Genomic DNA, 14724 nt, shown 5'->3' on the forward strand with positions numbered 1-14724 from the left:
TGTACCCTACAGCGAAGATAATACGGTATTAGCCTTTAAATAAAAAACTGTTTTTCGTTAAAATGAACAATATTGTGAGCAGCAACACAATTTATGCTGGGTTTATCAGCGTTTTTTGTGCAAAAGACTAAGTGGTAAACAAGCAGGTAAAAAAATACCTGTAAATTTTTCATTACAGGTATTTTGTATTCGGCAATGACTATCTGTTTAGCCGCATCCGTTTCATCATCTGTTTAGGTGTATATGTGAGTCGTTAAACCCTAGTGCGCCTCATCCCAATTGTTTCCAAGTCCTGCTTCAGCTAATAGCATCACATCAATGGAGGCCGCTTCGGCCATCAGTTCACAGACCTTGCTCTTCAAGGCTTCTGCTTTATCTGCATCCACTTCGAAAACCAATTCATCGTGCACCTGCATCATCATGGTGATCTCACCTTGAGTGTCGTTCTCAATCCAAGCGGCGATCTTTATCATCGCTTTTTTGATGATATCAGCGGCAGTGCCTTGCATTGGCGCATTAATCGCTGCGCGCTCAGCCGCCTGACGGCGCATGGCGTTTCTGTCTTTAATATCAGGTAAGTACAGTCGTCTGCCGTAAAGGGTTTCGACATAGCCAACATCAGCGGCTAACGCGCGGGTGTCTTCCATGTACTTCAATACGCCAGGATAGCGGGCGAAGTAAGTATCAATGTAGGTTTGAGCTTCTTTACGTGGGATATCTAGCTGCTTGGCCAAGCCAAACGCTGACATGCCATAGATTAAACCGAAGTTAACCGCTTTAGCTCGGCGGCGTTGCTCGGTAGTCACTTCTTCAAAATGCACCCCAAATACTTCTGCTGCGGTGGCTTTATGAATATCTTTATTTTCAGCAAATGCTGTCAATAAGCCTTTATCTTGTGAAAGATGCGCCATGATGCGTAATTCAATTTGCGAGTAATCGGCAGCCAATACTTTACGGCCTTCAGCGGCGATAAAAGCTTGCCTAATGCGGCGACCTTCTTCGGTTCTGATAGGGATATTTTGCAGGTTTGGCTCGCTTGATGATAAACGTCCTGTGGCGGCATTGGCTTGATGATAGCTGGTATGCACGCGCCCGGTAACCGGATTAACCATTAATGGCAATTTGTCGGTATAGGTGCTCTTTAATTTTGACAGACTGCGGTGCTGCAAAATAATTTTAGGAAGCGGGTAATCTAGGGCTAATTCAACCAGTACATCTTCTGCGGTTGACGGGGCACCTTTTGGGGTCTTTTTGATGACCGGATAGCCAAGTTTATCAAAAAATAATGCCTGTAATTGCTTTGGAGAGCCGAGGTTAAACTTCTCACCGGCGATGTCATAAGCCTTAGTTTCAAGATCGTCAATCTTCTGTGCAAGTTCATCACTTTGTTGACTGAGCAGCATGCTGTCAATGAGTACGCCTTGACGTTCGATATTTGATAATACTTGGATTAGCGGTAATTCAAGTTCATTAAATACTGAGCTGAGTGTTGGCTCTTTCTCTATTCTTGGCCATAGGTGCTGATGTAAACGCAGGGTGATGTCGGCATCTTCTGCTGCATAGGGCGCTGCTACATCCAAATTAATTTGGTTGAAGGTTAACTGTTTTGCGCCTTTGCCGGCAATTTCTTCAAAGCTAATATTTTTATGACCAAGATACTTAAGGGCTAATCCGTCCATATCATGACGAGAGGCGACAGAGTTAAACACGTAGGACTCAAGCATGGTATCAAAGCGAACACCTTTAAGGCTGATGCCTGCATTGGCAAAGATACTGATATCGTATTTTAGGTTTTGGCCGACTTTTTCAAGTTGGTCATTTTCTAAAATCGGTCTTAATTGCTCAAGTGCGTACTCCATAGCAAGTTGCTGTGGTGCGTCTAAGTAATCATGGGCTAACGGCAAATAAGCCGCTTTACCTGCTTCTATTGCAAATGAAATACCGACCAGCTTTGCTTCCATGTAGTTTAGGCTGGTGGTTTCGGTGTCGATGGCAATTAATTTAGCTTTTGATAGCTTTTCAATCCAAAGGGTTAACTGCGCTTCGGTTAATATGGTGTCATATTCAACTTCAATGGCCGCAGCGACAGGCGTGATTTCCTCTGTGGTGTTAGACTTGCTTGATGTATTAAAGCCTGATTTATTATCCAATACTTCTGCTAACCAGCGCTTGAATTCCATTTCACCATAAAGCTTAACTAATTCATCGCGGTTTTGTGGTTTGGTGGCTAATTTATCCCAGTCATTATCCCACTCCACATCGGTTTTGATGGTGGCAAGATCGTATGATAGCTGCAGCATGTCTTTATTTTCGGCAATTTTCTTTGGCATGGTTTTAGAGCCGCGGAAAGTCACATCTAACACGCTCTCAGGATTGGCGATAAGTTTATCGACGCCGCCAACCCCCGTTAGCATTGCTAATGCGGTTTTTTCACCAACACCGGGCAGACCTGGAATGTTATCGGCTTTATCGCCCATCATGGCGAGCAAGTCGATGATCAACTCTGGGCCGACACCAAACTTAGCGGTGACTTCTTCTGGGCCCATAATGGTATCGGTCATGGTGTTAATTAAGGTGACATGTTCATCTACAAGTTGCGCCATGTCTTTATCACCAGTGCTGATTAAGGTTGCTCGACCTTCTTGACTAGCTTTGAGCGCGATGGTGCCAATAACGTCATCGGCTTCAACACCTTCAATACTGATTAATGGTAAGCCTAATGCTTTAATAATGGCATGCAATGGGGCAATTTGGGTACGTAAATCATCAGGCATTGGTGGGCGCTGAGCTTTGTATTCGCTATACATATCATTACGGAAAGTTTTGCCTTTAGCGTCGAAAATTACCGCAATATGACTTGGATTATAGCGGCTCATTAAGCTGCGTAGCATGTTGACTACACCATAAACAGCACCCGTAGCTTCACCTTTAGAATTAGTTAAATGAGGTGGGGCATAATAAGCACGGTAAAGGTAAGAGGAACCATCCACAAGGACGAGTGGGTTATTGGGGATTGTTGGCATAGTTTGGCTTCATATTCAGTATTCTGAGATGGCTCTAGAATGCCACATACAGGGCTTTTCGGCCACGGCAAATTTTATCCCAGGCTGTGGATAAGTCTGTGAGTGAATTAATTAATCATTTAGGTGTGTTTTAACTACGACAGGATGTAAAACAGTTAAGCCTTTGATTTGTTGTAGTAAATATAATTTTTGTGAGTTGAATTATAGTTTTAAAATATATTCCCAATTTGTGGACTTTTTAATATTCTTCCTTGAATTAACTGAATTCTTAGTTCAGTTTTAAACCATGAGGAGATTTGAGGAAATCTAAGTTAGCATGTTTTTTGAACAGATCAATAGATTTGTTGAAAAAAGGTTAAATTAATACAATGGCAAGGGATCAGTAATGAAAAATATTGCGGTTTTATTCAGTGGAAATGGGGTGTTCGACGGCGCAGAAATTCAAGAGTCGGTTTTAACCTTATTAGCTTTATCTCAGGCAGGGGCGAGCTATCATTGTTTTGCGCCAAATATTAATCAATTGCATGTAGTCAATCATTTAACCGGTGAAGTTGATGTGGATGCGCAGCGAAATGTATTAGAGGAGTCGGCGCGCATTGCCCGTGGTGAAATCAGTGATATTAATGCGCTAAATATTGATCAATTTGATGGCTTAATTGTCCCGGGTGGTTTTGGCGCTGCTAAAAACTTGTGTGATTTTGCCGTTGCAGGTAGTGATTGCGTGCTGCAGCCACAGGTGGAAAGTTTTATTCAAGAGTTTGTGCTCGCCAACAAACCAATGGGCTTTATGTGTATCGCACCCATTATGTTGCCGCGAATTTTTAATAACGCCCCCCAAGGCACCATTGGTAATGACAGTGGTACCGCACAGGCGTTTAATGAAATGGGTGGTGAGCATTTAGAGAGTACTTGCGCTGATATCGTTATTGATAAGCAAAATCGGCTGGTAACCACCCCAGCCTATATGTTGGCGACGTCCATAGCTGAGGCTAATGTGGGTATTAAAAAGCTGGTCACAGAAGTGCTGGGGATGTGTTAGTGGTTATTTAGCGGCTGATTTACGGCTATCAAAAGCGCCTTGAGCCAAACCAATCAATAATCCGCCGATATGAGCACCATTGGCGATGGGCATACCGAGTAAATCGGTAAAGCCTAGTACCAGCCAAACAAGCATAAAGCCCATGTAACTGTTGGGAATGCCAATACCTGATTGGGGTTGGCGTTGCCCCATTATCCAGGTGTAGCCAACAACGGCGTATACCACGCCTGATAAGCCGCCAAAGTTAGGCCCTGTCATCATGTATTGCACAATACTGGGTAAACTACCTGCAACGACAAGTAATATGATCAGTGGCTTGCTACCGAGTTTGGTTTCAATCTTGCCACCTAGATACCACCACCATAATAAGTTAAAGGCGATATGCATTAATGAAAAATGCATCAAGCTGGGGGTAAACACTCGCCATATTTGGCTAATGTCACTTTGGGGCACAGCGCCAAAAAAGGATAACTGGCTAAAAATGCCATTGGCAAAGCCAAGGTTCATGCCGGCGTATACCAGCACACAAACAAAGAAGGTAATCAGGGTTAGTGGCCCTGCGCCAGTAATAAACTGCTGGATAAGCCCTAAACTGGAGGAGCCATAATCTAATTTGGTTTGGGTGGTGCCATTATCCCAAGAGGCTTGTAAATACTTCTTCTGGTATGGGTTTTGTCTAAACTGTTCAAACTCGTATTTGGCTTGTTGTGCCTGAGATGGTTGCTCAACGACCAAAGATACCCCGGTTTCAATCACAACGGGATGGCATTCAATATCAAGACCTTTTAAATAGTCTATGAATGCCTGTGCTGCGCGAGCGTTAGGTAATTGGCCGATTTCTATCATACGTGAGCTAAACTCCAAGCTGTGTATCCACCATCAAGACTATAAACATCATCGAAACCTTGTTCAATAAGGTAACCCGCAGCGCCTTGACTGCTCACGCCGTGATAGCACACCACGACTAATGGCTTATCCATATCGGCATCGGCCATAAAGTGGGCGATGTTTTCATTGGTAAGATGCACTGAATTTTTAATGTTACCTGCGGCAAAGCTGGCGGCATCGCGTATATCGACGATTTGCACATCACTGGCATCTTCTTGCATGTGAATGAGTTCGTTAATCGATAAATGCTTAAACGCTGACATGGTTAATCCTTTAAAAAATGACGATAGTAAAAACGACAATAGAGCCTTTAGTATGTGACAAGGGATTGTACGTATACAACCCCTTTTTAGATGAGAATAAATCCGCTATATGGCGATTAATCCCAATTCAATATCACTTTGCCTGATTGACCAGAGCGCATTGCATCAAAGCCTTGTTGGAAGTCATCAACACTGAAATGATGGGTGATAATTGGCGACAAATCTAACCCTGATTGAATCAAACTGGCCATTTTATACCAAGTTTCAAACATTTCGCGTCCATAAATGCCTTTTAAGATTAAGCCTTTAAAGATGACTTTACTCCAATCAATGGCCATTTCACCGCCAGGAATACCTAGCATGGCAATTTTGCCGCCGTGATTCATGGTATCGAGCATTGAATGAAATGCCGATGGTACGCCTGACATTTCCAAGCCAACATCAAAACCTTCAGTCATGCCTAACTCAATCATTACATCTTTTAAGTCTTCTTTCGCAACGTTTACTGCGCGAGTCGCGCCCATTTTACGAGCAAGATCAAGGCGGTACTCATTAACATCAGTGATAACCACATGGCGGGCGCCAACGTGCTTACATACTGCCGCTGCCATAATCCCGATAGGGCCTGCACCGGTAATTAGCACATCTTCACCGACCACATCAAACGATAATGCGGTGTGTACTGCATTACCAAATGGATCAAAGATAGATGCGAGGTCATCTGAAATATCGTTAGGGATTTTAAAGGCATTAAATGCAGGGATCACTAAGTACTCAGCAAAGGCACCTTCACGGTTTACCCCGACACCTGAAGTGTTACGGCATAAATGCGTGCGACCACCGCGACAGTTGCGGCAATGGCCACAGGTAATATGGCCTTCACCAGAAACGCGATCGCCGACAGTAAAGCCGCGAACTTCTTGGCCCATATCGACCACTTCACCGACATATTCGTGTCCAACAACCATAGGCACAGGAATGGTATTTTGTGACCATTCGTCCCAGTTGTAGATATGTACATCGGTACCACAAATGGCAGTTTTACGAATTTTAATTAATAGATCGTTATGGCCCATTGTTGGCTTAGGCGCATCAACCATCCAAATGCCTTGTTCAGGCTTTAATTTACTTAGTGCTTTCATGTGTAGTGAGTCCTAAATAATGCCCATTTCTTTACCTATACGGGTAAAGGCTTCGATTGCTTTATCAATTTGCGCTTTAGTGTGCGCCGCTGACATTTGGGTGCGAATGCGGGCTTGGCCTTTTGGCACCACCGGGAATGAGAAACCAACCACGTAGATGTTTTCAGCGAGTAGGCGGTTTGAAAAATCACCTGCCAATTTAGCATCACCAATCATTACCGGGATAATGGCGTGATCAGCACCTGCTAAAGTAAAGCCTGCTGCTGTCATTTTTTCACGGAAGTAACGGCTGTTTTCCCATACGGCTTCACGTAAATCGTGACCCGTTTTTAGCATTTCTAACACATGGATTGATGCACTCACGATTGAAGGCGCTAAAGAGTTTGAAAATAAGTAAGGGCGAGAGCGCTGACGTAACCAGTCAACCACTTCTTTTTTAGCAGAAGTGAAACCACCTGAAGCGCCGCCTAAGGCTTTACCTAAAGTACCGGTAATAATATCGACGCGATCCATTACTTGGCAAAACTCGTGGGTGCCACGGCCATTTTTACCAACAAAACCCACAGCGTGAGAGTCATCAACCATGACGAGTGCATCGTATTTATCGGCTAAATCACACACACCTTGTAAGTTGGCAATCACACCATCCATTGAGAACACGCCATCAGTGGCGATAAGAATGTTTCGTGCGCCCGCAGCTTGCGCGGCAATCAGCTGGGTTTCAAGATCGGCCATATCGTTGTTGGCATAACGGAAACGCTTAGCTTTACATAAACGCACACCATCAATAATAGAGGCATGGTTTAGCGCATCAGAGACGATAGCGTCGTTCGCATCTAGCAGAGTTTCAAATAAACCCGCATTGGCATCAAAACATGAAGAGTAAAGAATGGTATCTTCCATTCCTAAAAATTCACTTAAGCTATTTTCTAATTGCTTATGAATATCTTGGGTGCCACAAATAAAACGAACCGATGCCATACCAAAGCCGTGGCTTGATAAACCATTCTTAGCAGCATTAATTAATTCAGGGTGATTTGCCAAGCCTAAGTAGTTATTAGCACAGAAGTTAATCACTTCTTCGCTATTTACATTGATAGAGGTTTGCTGGGCAGACGCAATGACACGTTCACTCTTGTATAAGCCTTCAGCTTTAACATCGACAAGTTGTTGATTTATGCGGTCGTAAAATGAGGTAGAGGCCACCTGATTTCTCCTAATAATGGTTATTATGTTAATCGCAACCTTTGGCTGTTTAAGTCAAACATGCGCTGATTTCTGATCGGGAGTTGTCGGCATTCTACCCTTAATTTTTATAAGGCCACAGCGTTTTTTTTAAGCGCAGTGGTTACATAAAATTGATTAGGGCTTGGGGTGATTTCGGATAAATAAAACTAATCAACTTTCATTAACTGGGGAAGTATTAATAAGTGGCAGTAAAACGGTATTTTATGATTAAAATACTGCCAATCCCTTTTGCCAACGCTATTATTATAGTTGCCAGCAATGGGATTGTAAGGGCGGTTTAATTTACCTGAATTAAAGCTCTGGGCAGGCGTCTTGAGAGACTAACTCGCGGTAGTGCTGCTCAAGTCGTGCAAAGGTAGGTTGAGAAATTGGCGTTGAATACGCTTTAAACAGCATAACCACCCGTAATAAACCTTTGTAAATTGCAGGTTTGGTGATTTTTGATGCACCCGATTGGGTCAGTTGATAGCTAATCCAATAGCTAACGATCATCTTCATGGTATCTGCAAGTTCGACGATGTTATCGTCTTCAACGTTTAAAAAACCATCTTGTTTAAGTTGTTTAAGGACGTTACTTGAGCGTGCTAATACGCTTTTTTGTGCCAGAGTATAGCGCTGCTTTAAGGCTTCATCTCGACTTAAAATATCGGCTAGGTTGGCGTACATAAATCGGTATTGCCACATGGTATAAAACATCGCATCGAAATAGCCCAATAATAATTCAACGTCAATTGATACGTCTTCATAAGGCTTTGAACCATTTTCAAGATTAGATTCATACATGGTGAAGATAGAATTGATAATGTCTTCTTTATTGCGGAAATGGTAATACAGGTTTCCAGGACTGATATTTAAATGAGCCGCAATGTGATTGGTGGTGATATTACGTTCACCATGTTCGTTAAAAAGTTCAAGGCTGGCAAAAACTATCTTATCGCGGGTTTTCATATCAGTTCCAATTATCAGAGGCTCATGAAGAAATCATTTCTTAATTACATACTACTAAGCTCATATCCCTATGAATTTAGATTATGTTAACATTGTGGTTATCTGACAAGCAAAATTGATCAAGTAGTTTTCATGACTCGTGGTGTATATTCCGTTTTACTCTTGCTGTTATCCCCTCTCATCGTGGCATATTTGGCTTTTCGTGCGTTTAAAAGCCCTGATTATCGCGGCCGCTGGGGCGAGCGTTTTGGATTAATGCGCTTAAAGCAAACTGATGTACTTATTCATAGTGTGTCGATGGGGGAAACCTTAGCAGCAATACCGTTAATAAAACGCTTAATGAAACAGTACCCACAACTGTCATTTACGGTTACCACCACCAGCCCTACGGGATCTGCTGAGGTTAAAAAGGCTTTTGGCGATAGTGTGCAGCATTGTTACCTTCCGTTTGATATTAACCTTTGTATTAGTCGCTTTATTAAGCAGGTTAATCCGCAACTTTGCGTGATTATGGAAACTGAATTGTGGCCAAACCTGCTTCATTTTGCCAAGAAGAATAATACTCGCTTGGTGTTAGCTAATGCGCGCTTATCGCAAAAATCTGCCGATAAATACCATAAGCAAATGGGGCTAAGTTTACCCATGTTAACGGCGCTTGATGCGATTGCGGTGCAAACCGAGGCTGAATCTGCCCGCTTTGCGGCGTTAGGGGCCAACACTCAGTCATTGCATGTTTGCGGCAGTTTAAAGTTTGACATACAGATTGATGACAGCAAATACCAACAAGCTAAAACCTTAAGAGCTGATTGGAACCGAAGCCAAGCCCCTGTATGGGTTGCTGGCAGTGTTCATCCTGGTGAGTTTGATATGATGTTGCAAGCCCATGAAAAAGTGTTGGAGCAATATCCTGATGCGCTGCTGATTATGGCGCCAAGACACCCTGAACAATTTAATGTTGCCGCTGTGTCGACCACTCAACAAGGGTTGAATTTAGCTAGGCGCAGTATGAATGAGGCGGTCGTTCAGCACACCCAAGTACTGCTGGGCGATACCATGGGTGAACTGTTGATGCTATATGGCGCTGCAGATGTTGCCTTTATTGGCGGCACACTGATTGAAAGTGGCGGGCATAACCCTTTAGAGCCTGCAGCAATGGGCTTGCCAGTAAGTGTTGGCCCGCACCATTGGAATTTTGCTGAAATCACCCATTTACTTGAGCAAGCTGGTGGCTTAACTGTGGTGAATAACGCCGATGAACTTGCTGACATGTTATTACAGCTGTTTGCTAACGCCGAATTGCATGATAACGCCGCCAAAGCGAGCTTAGCGGTGGTGTCTCAAAATCGCGGCGCATTGCAAAAGCAGTTTGAAATAGTTGAGCAGCAATTGCGCTTTACTCAGTTAATCAGCTAATCGCTAAATTCAGTTAATTAATGGCTTGTTGGTAACCGTAAAGTAACTGCTGCCAATTTGATTCATTGAAATTTAATGTTGGCAGTTTCGCTTGCTCTTTATAAAACGAGCGCAGTAATCGGCTTAAATTGGCTTGTTGCCACTGCTTAGCGGGTGTTTTTATTACCCCACGGTCAAAATCGATAAGGTAAAATTGCGCTTCGGCCAGTAAGATATTTTTTGCGTTAAGGTCGGCATGATATACGCCACGATTATGAAATTTAGCAATGAGGCTGCCCAGTTGCTGCCATTGGCTATCACTCATGGCTGTTTTGGATAAATAGGCTACCAAATCTTTCGCGCCATCAATCAGCTCAATAATCAGATCGGCGCGATACCAGATGCCAAAGCGTTCAACATTGGCGGCAATGGGTCTAGGTACTGGAAAGCCTTCATCAAATAGCTTCTCTAATAACGCCAGTTCAGCAATGGCTCGAGTGCGAGACATGCCTGTAAAAACATAAGCATCACGGCTGAATTTTGCCATAAAGCCACCACGCCAATAATGGCGTAATACCCAGCGCTGGTGGTTATTTTCCACAAACCAGGTGGTATAGCGACCTTTTGACTGGCCTATAATGGCATTTTGTTGCTGCCAATAGTCAGCTTGGAATTGTGCGGGAGTTAATTGCTGCGCGAGTGGCTCGCACCAAGCAATGATCCCAGTATCTGTTGATTCAAATTGCATAGGCCAATTAGTAAAAGCGTCGATTTGTCGGTGGCTAAAAACAATATTCTACATTAAGATCGAATACTTGTACTTAATTCCCTTTATATCGTTAGTGGTAACCCATGAAAGCAGACTTTTCATCGATACAATCCTTATGTTTACTTCGTTTATCCGCGATTGGAGATGTGTGTCATGCGGTAGCCATGGTGCAAGCGATCCAGCGTCAATATCCTGATTTAGCCATTACTTGGGTGATTGGTAAAGTTGAATATCAATTGGTTAAACATATGCCCGGTATTCAGTTTGTGATCTTTGATAAATCCCAAGGTTGGCGCAGTTATGGCCAATTGAGAAAAGCCCTCGCTGGTCAACGCTTTGATGTTTTACTACACATGCAAGTGGCGCTGAGAGCGACCATCGCATCATTGATGATTTCAGCAAAAGTTAGAGTGGGCTTTGATAAAGCCAGAGCTAAAGAAGGTCAGTGGTTGGTGACTAATCATAGGGTGGAGCCATTGGCAACGCCCCATGTGTTAGAAGGGTTTATGGGCTTTGCCAAAGCCATTGGCGTTACAGATTTAACCCCAAGCTGGAATATTCCGGTACCTGAAACCGATACCGAGTTCGCCAAACAAGTCATCACAGATGATGAAAAAGTGTTAGTGATTTGCCCCGCAGCCAGTAAAGCTGAGCGTAATTGGCTGCCAGAGCGTTACGCTGCAGTGGCAGATCATGCGGTCGAGAAAGGTTATCGGGTGATACTTTGCGGCGGCCCAAGTCAATTGGAAGTCGATTTAGCGGCTAATATCATTAAAAGCAGTCACTGCCATATTGACAATATGATTGGAAAAACCAGCCTAACGCAATTATTGGCATTATTGAAAAGAGCCAGTCTGGTTATTGCGCCAGATACCGGCCCCGCCCATATGGCGGTGACTCAAGGTACGCCAGTGATTGGTTTATACGCCCATTCAAATCCAGGCCGAACAGGGCCTTATAGCAGTTTAGACTCGGTCGTCAGTGTGTATGATCAAGTGATTAAGCAGCAATTTCCTGATAGCAGCATTGCTTGGGGGAAAAGGGCAAAGGGGCAGGACTTGATGGGGTTAATCAAGGTTGAAAGCGTTAAAGAACAATTTGATAAAATTGTCAGCCAATAATCATCTTGCAGAGAGGTGATGCTATTTAATTTATCGAGTAAGTAACAATTTAAATTTTCATCGATTTCAAAAGGGTTTATTGCATATGCGTTATTTGTTTTACGTCACATTATCTTATTCTTATAGTGTATTGAGACCGATTGAGAAAGCGATAAAGCAACGTGGTGGTTCTGTCGCTTGGTTTATTCCCAAAGGGAGTGAGGCTGAACCCTTTTTAAAACCGTCTGATAAACGCTTGATGGATGTCACTGAGGTGAAACAGTTCGCTGCAGATGCCACCCTTGCACCTGGCAACTTTATTCCCGACTTTTTCCCAGGGATAAAAGTGCAAGTGTTTCATGGATTTGATTCAGGTAAAAAGGGCAAGTTTAATATCAGGGGCTTCTTTGATTTGTATTGCACCCAAGGGCCTAATATTACTAAGGGCTTTGAAGCAATAAATGACGGAACCTGTGAGATAGTTGAGACTGGTTGGTCAAAACTAGATCCTTTATTTACTTTGCATGCCAACACCGCTCAGTTTCAGTCTGATAAACCGGTTATTTTGTATGCGCCTACTTTTTCGCCCAAATTGACTAGTACTGAACAACTTTATTCTAATATTCAGCGATTAACTAAAACGCGAGATTGGCAATGGATTGTAAAACTGCATCCAAAAGCGACCAGTGAAGAAGTTGCTATGTATAAAGCTTTATCGTCTGAAAACTTACGCTTTATAGAAACGGGCGATGTTATTCCGTTACTACAAGCTGCGGACATCATTTTATCTGACACCTCGTCTATTCTTGCTGAGTTTGCGATACAAGAAAAAATTGTGGTGGCTTTTAATAGTCGCAGGCCAGAAAAATGGATGCTCAACTTTGAAAAAGCTGATGATTTAGAAAAGGTATTGGATAAAGCGCTTTTTGATAGCGATGATTTATTATCTGAAGTGAAAAATCATTCAGGAGCAATACATCCATACAAAGATGGTTTGTCGAGTGAAAGAGCACTTGATGCTATGGAGTCTTTAATTCAAACAGGCATAGCCCATTTAAAGAAAAAGCCGCTGAATTTAATTCGACGTTTTAAAATTCGTAAAAAACTACAGTATTATCGCTGGTCTTAGCTAGGAGAGTTAACGTTCATTTAGATATTATTCAATGGTGTATGTAAAAATACACCATTGAATATGACTCGGTGGGTGAGTTAAATTTTACTGAGTACTTCGCGAAGAATCGAACTTGAGGTGTGAGAGGTGTATGGGAAATACAGGATCTCTACACCAAACTCTGCAAATTCGTTTTCAATTTGATTCCACTTATCAGTGCCTTTCCAGTCATCACCAACAAACATACGATCAAATCGCAGGTTATTCCATGCTTCTAATTTATCGTAATTAACTTGCGGAACCACCTCGTCCACAAACTTAATCGCTTCCACAATCTCCATACGCTCTTGGAAGGGTATAACAGGCTTTTTGTTCTTTGCCGACATAGACAGCTCATCACTGGTGACACCAACAATGAGATAGTCACATTCTAATCTAGCTCGTTTAAGGACATTTAAGTGCCCAATATGAAACAAGTCAAACACACCTGTTGTATAGCCGATTTTCTTCATACAGATTCCGATAAATAATTTTTTTATTCGCTAATGATTATTGTAGGCCATTCACTCATATTAAAAAATACTAATAAGTATTTAGACTGTCACTGCCTTGCTTAAGTTTCAGCAGCAAGCGAATTAGCGGAATTTACTTCTAAATAATCAACAATTCTTTTAGATGCTTTGCCATCAGTCGGGCCAACATGGTCTGTGGTGTATTGAGCTCGACTTACCGCATATTCTTCAGGCATGGCTAATTGTTGCGGTATTGCCACTTTTAGTTCTTTATAGCTATTCACATGCTTGCCGATGTCGCTATAAAGCACATTATCCTTGCCAAAGCGCTTTTTAAAGCGGTAATGAAAAATGCCTCTATAAGACCACTTAAGCTTAAAAAAATTACATACAATGACGGGTTTTGAAAGCGCTGCAAACTCAAACAATGTACTCGAGGCTTCACTTAATAAAATATCGGCATTTTTCATAAAGGGCAGCAGGGATATATCTTTAGGTGAGGCCACATAAACATTGCTGAACTCTGACCATTTTTTTAATTTTTGTTGCTGCTTTTTAAATTTGCCTCTCATTTGGGTCAATGAGTGCGGCTTTATTAAAATATTATAGTCTGTAAAGTCAGTAGGCCAATTGTCAGGAAAGCACTCTAATGAGCTAGGGTTAAAGGTTGGCGCATATAAGATCGTTTTTTTATTACTGTCGAGCCCCAGTTTTTCGTAATCAAGGCCAGGCTCATCATGATTAATAATAGGGTCTAACTTTGAAAAGCCCACTTGAATGAAATTGTCATTGGGGTACAACTGTTGAATTTTGGCTAATCGCAATGCGCCTTCAATGAATCTCACAGTCATAGGGGTAACTGACTTGTGGTAGTAAGTCGGTTTAGGGCCGATACCATGACCTAATTGGGCGGTTTTTGAGTATTGATGAATACTATTTAAAAAGTCGCATTTATTACCAAAGAAAATCCATTCAGGTTTTAGCTTTACATACAGCTTCTCAGCTTCATTGTCATTATGTACCCAGATGCATTCTAGGTTTAAAGCTTGAAAGATTGGCTCTACTACAGCTTTTTCATTACGGTCATGGTAACAGACTAGCTTAACATCATGGTTTCTCAATTTTAGTTCTTGAATAATAGGAATATATTGTGGGAGGTAATATACGTTTAGCGTATCGAAAAGGATTAGCATGATATTCCTAGCAATTGAGCATCATTGAAAATGTAACATTGGTCTATTATATGTTAGTTATTCTAGCGTAATCAAATTGGTTAAATAGATTTAGAG

13 protein-coding genes are annotated in these 14724 nt (G+C 42.3%); 4 read left to right on the forward strand and 9 right to left on the reverse strand.

From position 1 onward, the window contains the following. Nucleotides 1–260: 260 nt before the first annotated feature. Entirely contained in the window at nt 261–3023 is a 2763-nt protein-coding gene (gene polA / locus Q4557_RS06000; protein ID WP_102435887.1) for a DNA polymerase I, read from the reverse strand. A gap of 385 nt (nt 3024–3408) precedes the next feature. On the opposite strand from polA, the gene elbB reads away from it, so the two are divergent. After that, nucleotides 3409–4062, forward strand: a complete 654-nt coding sequence (elbB, locus tag Q4557_RS06005) for an isoprenoid biosynthesis glyoxalase ElbB (RefSeq protein ID WP_303411364.1) — start codon at nt 3409–3411, stop codon at nt 4060–4062. A 3-nt stretch (nt 4063–4065) separates the two neighbouring features. Here the strand turns inward: elbB and glpG are convergent, their stop codons facing one another. The 5 genes from glpG to Q4557_RS06030 form a co-directional block, all read right to left on the reverse strand. Beyond that, the gene (gene glpG / locus Q4557_RS06010) at nt 4066–4908 is read right to left on the reverse strand and encodes a rhomboid family intramembrane serine protease GlpG (RefSeq protein ID WP_102435884.1); all 843 of its coding nucleotides are present in this window, start codon (nt 4906–4908) and stop codon (nt 4066–4068) included. Further along, complete coding sequence (glpE, locus tag Q4557_RS06015; protein WP_102435882.1) at nt 4905–5213, reverse strand: thiosulfate sulfurtransferase GlpE; 309 nt, start codon at nt 5211–5213, stop codon at nt 4905–4907. The genes glpG and glpE overlap by 4 nt, the downstream gene beginning before the upstream one ends. Before the next feature lie 116 nt (nt 5214–5329). Then, nucleotides 5330–6355, reverse strand: coding sequence for an L-threonine 3-dehydrogenase (gene tdh, locus Q4557_RS06020; RefSeq protein ID WP_102435880.1), 1026 nt, complete (start codon nt 6353–6355; stop codon nt 5330–5332). A gap of 12 nt (nt 6356–6367) precedes the next feature. Beyond that, entirely contained in the window at nt 6368–7561 is a 1194-nt protein-coding gene (locus Q4557_RS06025; protein ID WP_303411369.1) for a glycine C-acetyltransferase, read from the reverse strand. 333 nt (nt 7562–7894) lie between these two features. Next, complete coding sequence (locus Q4557_RS06030) at nt 7895–8551, reverse strand: TetR/AcrR family transcriptional regulator (RefSeq protein ID WP_102435876.1); 657 nt, start codon at nt 8549–8551, stop codon at nt 7895–7897. A gap of 132 nt (nt 8552–8683) precedes the next feature. Here Q4557_RS06030 and waaA point away from each other — a divergent pair, with 132 nt between their 5' ends. After that, nucleotides 8684–9964 carry a lipid IV(A) 3-deoxy-D-manno-octulosonic acid transferase gene (gene waaA / locus Q4557_RS06035; RefSeq protein ID WP_303411371.1) on the forward strand — a complete coding sequence of 427 codons (1281 nt, stop codon included), beginning with the start codon at nt 8684–8686 and terminating at the stop codon, nt 9962–9964. A 13-nt stretch (nt 9965–9977) separates the two neighbouring features. Here the strand turns inward: waaA and Q4557_RS06040 are convergent, their stop codons facing one another. Beyond that, nucleotides 9978–10691 carry a 3-deoxy-D-manno-octulosonic acid kinase gene (locus Q4557_RS06040; RefSeq protein WP_303411373.1) on the reverse strand — a complete coding sequence of 238 codons (714 nt, stop codon included), beginning with the start codon at nt 10689–10691 and terminating at the stop codon, nt 9978–9980. A gap of 104 nt (nt 10692–10795) precedes the next feature. On the opposite strand from Q4557_RS06040, the gene Q4557_RS06045 reads away from it, so the two are divergent. Beyond that, nucleotides 10796–11833: a glycosyltransferase family 9 protein gene (locus Q4557_RS06045; RefSeq protein WP_303411374.1), complete on the forward strand. Its 1038-nt coding sequence runs from the start codon at nt 10796–10798 to the stop codon at nt 11831–11833. A gap of 85 nt (nt 11834–11918) precedes the next feature. Beyond that, the gene (locus Q4557_RS06050) at nt 11919–12941 is read left to right on the forward strand and encodes a CDP-glycerol glycerophosphotransferase family protein (RefSeq protein WP_102435869.1); all 1023 of its coding nucleotides are present in this window, start codon (nt 11919–11921) and stop codon (nt 12939–12941) included. A gap of 80 nt (nt 12942–13021) precedes the next feature. On the opposite strand, the gene Q4557_RS06055 is transcribed toward Q4557_RS06050, so the two are convergent. Together Q4557_RS06055 and Q4557_RS06060 are read right to left on the reverse strand one after the other, a co-directional pair. Next, complete coding sequence (locus tag Q4557_RS06055) at nt 13022–13435, reverse strand: adenylyltransferase/cytidyltransferase family protein (RefSeq protein WP_102435867.1); 414 nt, start codon at nt 13433–13435, stop codon at nt 13022–13024. A 101-nt stretch (nt 13436–13536) separates the two neighbouring features. Next, nucleotides 13537–14628 carry a CDP-glycerol glycerophosphotransferase family protein gene (locus Q4557_RS06060; protein WP_303411377.1) on the reverse strand — a complete coding sequence of 364 codons (1092 nt, stop codon included), beginning with the start codon at nt 14626–14628 and terminating at the stop codon, nt 13537–13539. Nucleotides 14629–14724: the final 96 nt, after the last annotated feature.

It is taken from the genome of Shewanella sp. 5_MG-2023 (assembly GCF_030547465.1).
Lineage (GTDB): Bacteria > Pseudomonadota > Gammaproteobacteria > Enterobacterales > Shewanellaceae > Shewanella.

Coding starts and splice junctions, on each gene's coding strand:
- polA (WP_102435887.1), bottom strand. CDS start 3,023: ATGCCAACAATCCCCAATAACCCACTCGTCCTTGTGGATGGTTCCTCT.
- elbB (WP_303411364.1), top strand. CDS start 3,409: ATGAAAAATATTGCGGTTTTATTCAGTGGAAATGGGGTGTTCGACGGC.
- glpG (WP_102435884.1), bottom strand. CDS start 4,908: ATGATAGAAATCGGCCAATTACCTAACGCTCGCGCAGCACAGGCATTC.
- glpE (WP_102435882.1), bottom strand. CDS start 5,213: ATGTCAGCGTTTAAGCATTTATCGATTAACGAACTCATTCACATGCAA.
- tdh (WP_102435880.1), bottom strand. CDS start 6,355: ATGAAAGCACTAAGTAAATTAAAGCCTGAACAAGGCATTTGGATGGTT.
- Q4557_RS06030 (WP_102435876.1), bottom strand. CDS start 8,551: ATGAAAACCCGCGATAAGATAGTTTTTGCCAGCCTTGAACTTTTTAAC.
- waaA (WP_303411371.1), top strand. CDS start 8,684: ATGACTCGTGGTGTATATTCCGTTTTACTCTTGCTGTTATCCCCTCTC.
- Q4557_RS06040 (WP_303411373.1), bottom strand. CDS start 10,691: ATGCAATTTGAATCAACAGATACTGGGATCATTGCTTGGTGCGAGCCA.
- Q4557_RS06045 (WP_303411374.1), top strand. CDS start 10,796: ATGAAAGCAGACTTTTCATCGATACAATCCTTATGTTTACTTCGTTTA.
- Q4557_RS06050 (WP_102435869.1), top strand. CDS start 11,919: ATGCGTTATTTGTTTTACGTCACATTATCTTATTCTTATAGTGTATTG.
- Q4557_RS06055 (WP_102435867.1), bottom strand. CDS start 13,435: ATGAAGAAAATCGGCTATACAACAGGTGTGTTTGACTTGTTTCATATT.
- Q4557_RS06060 (WP_303411377.1), bottom strand. CDS start 14,628: ATGCTAATCCTTTTCGATACGCTAAACGTATATTACCTCCCACAATAT.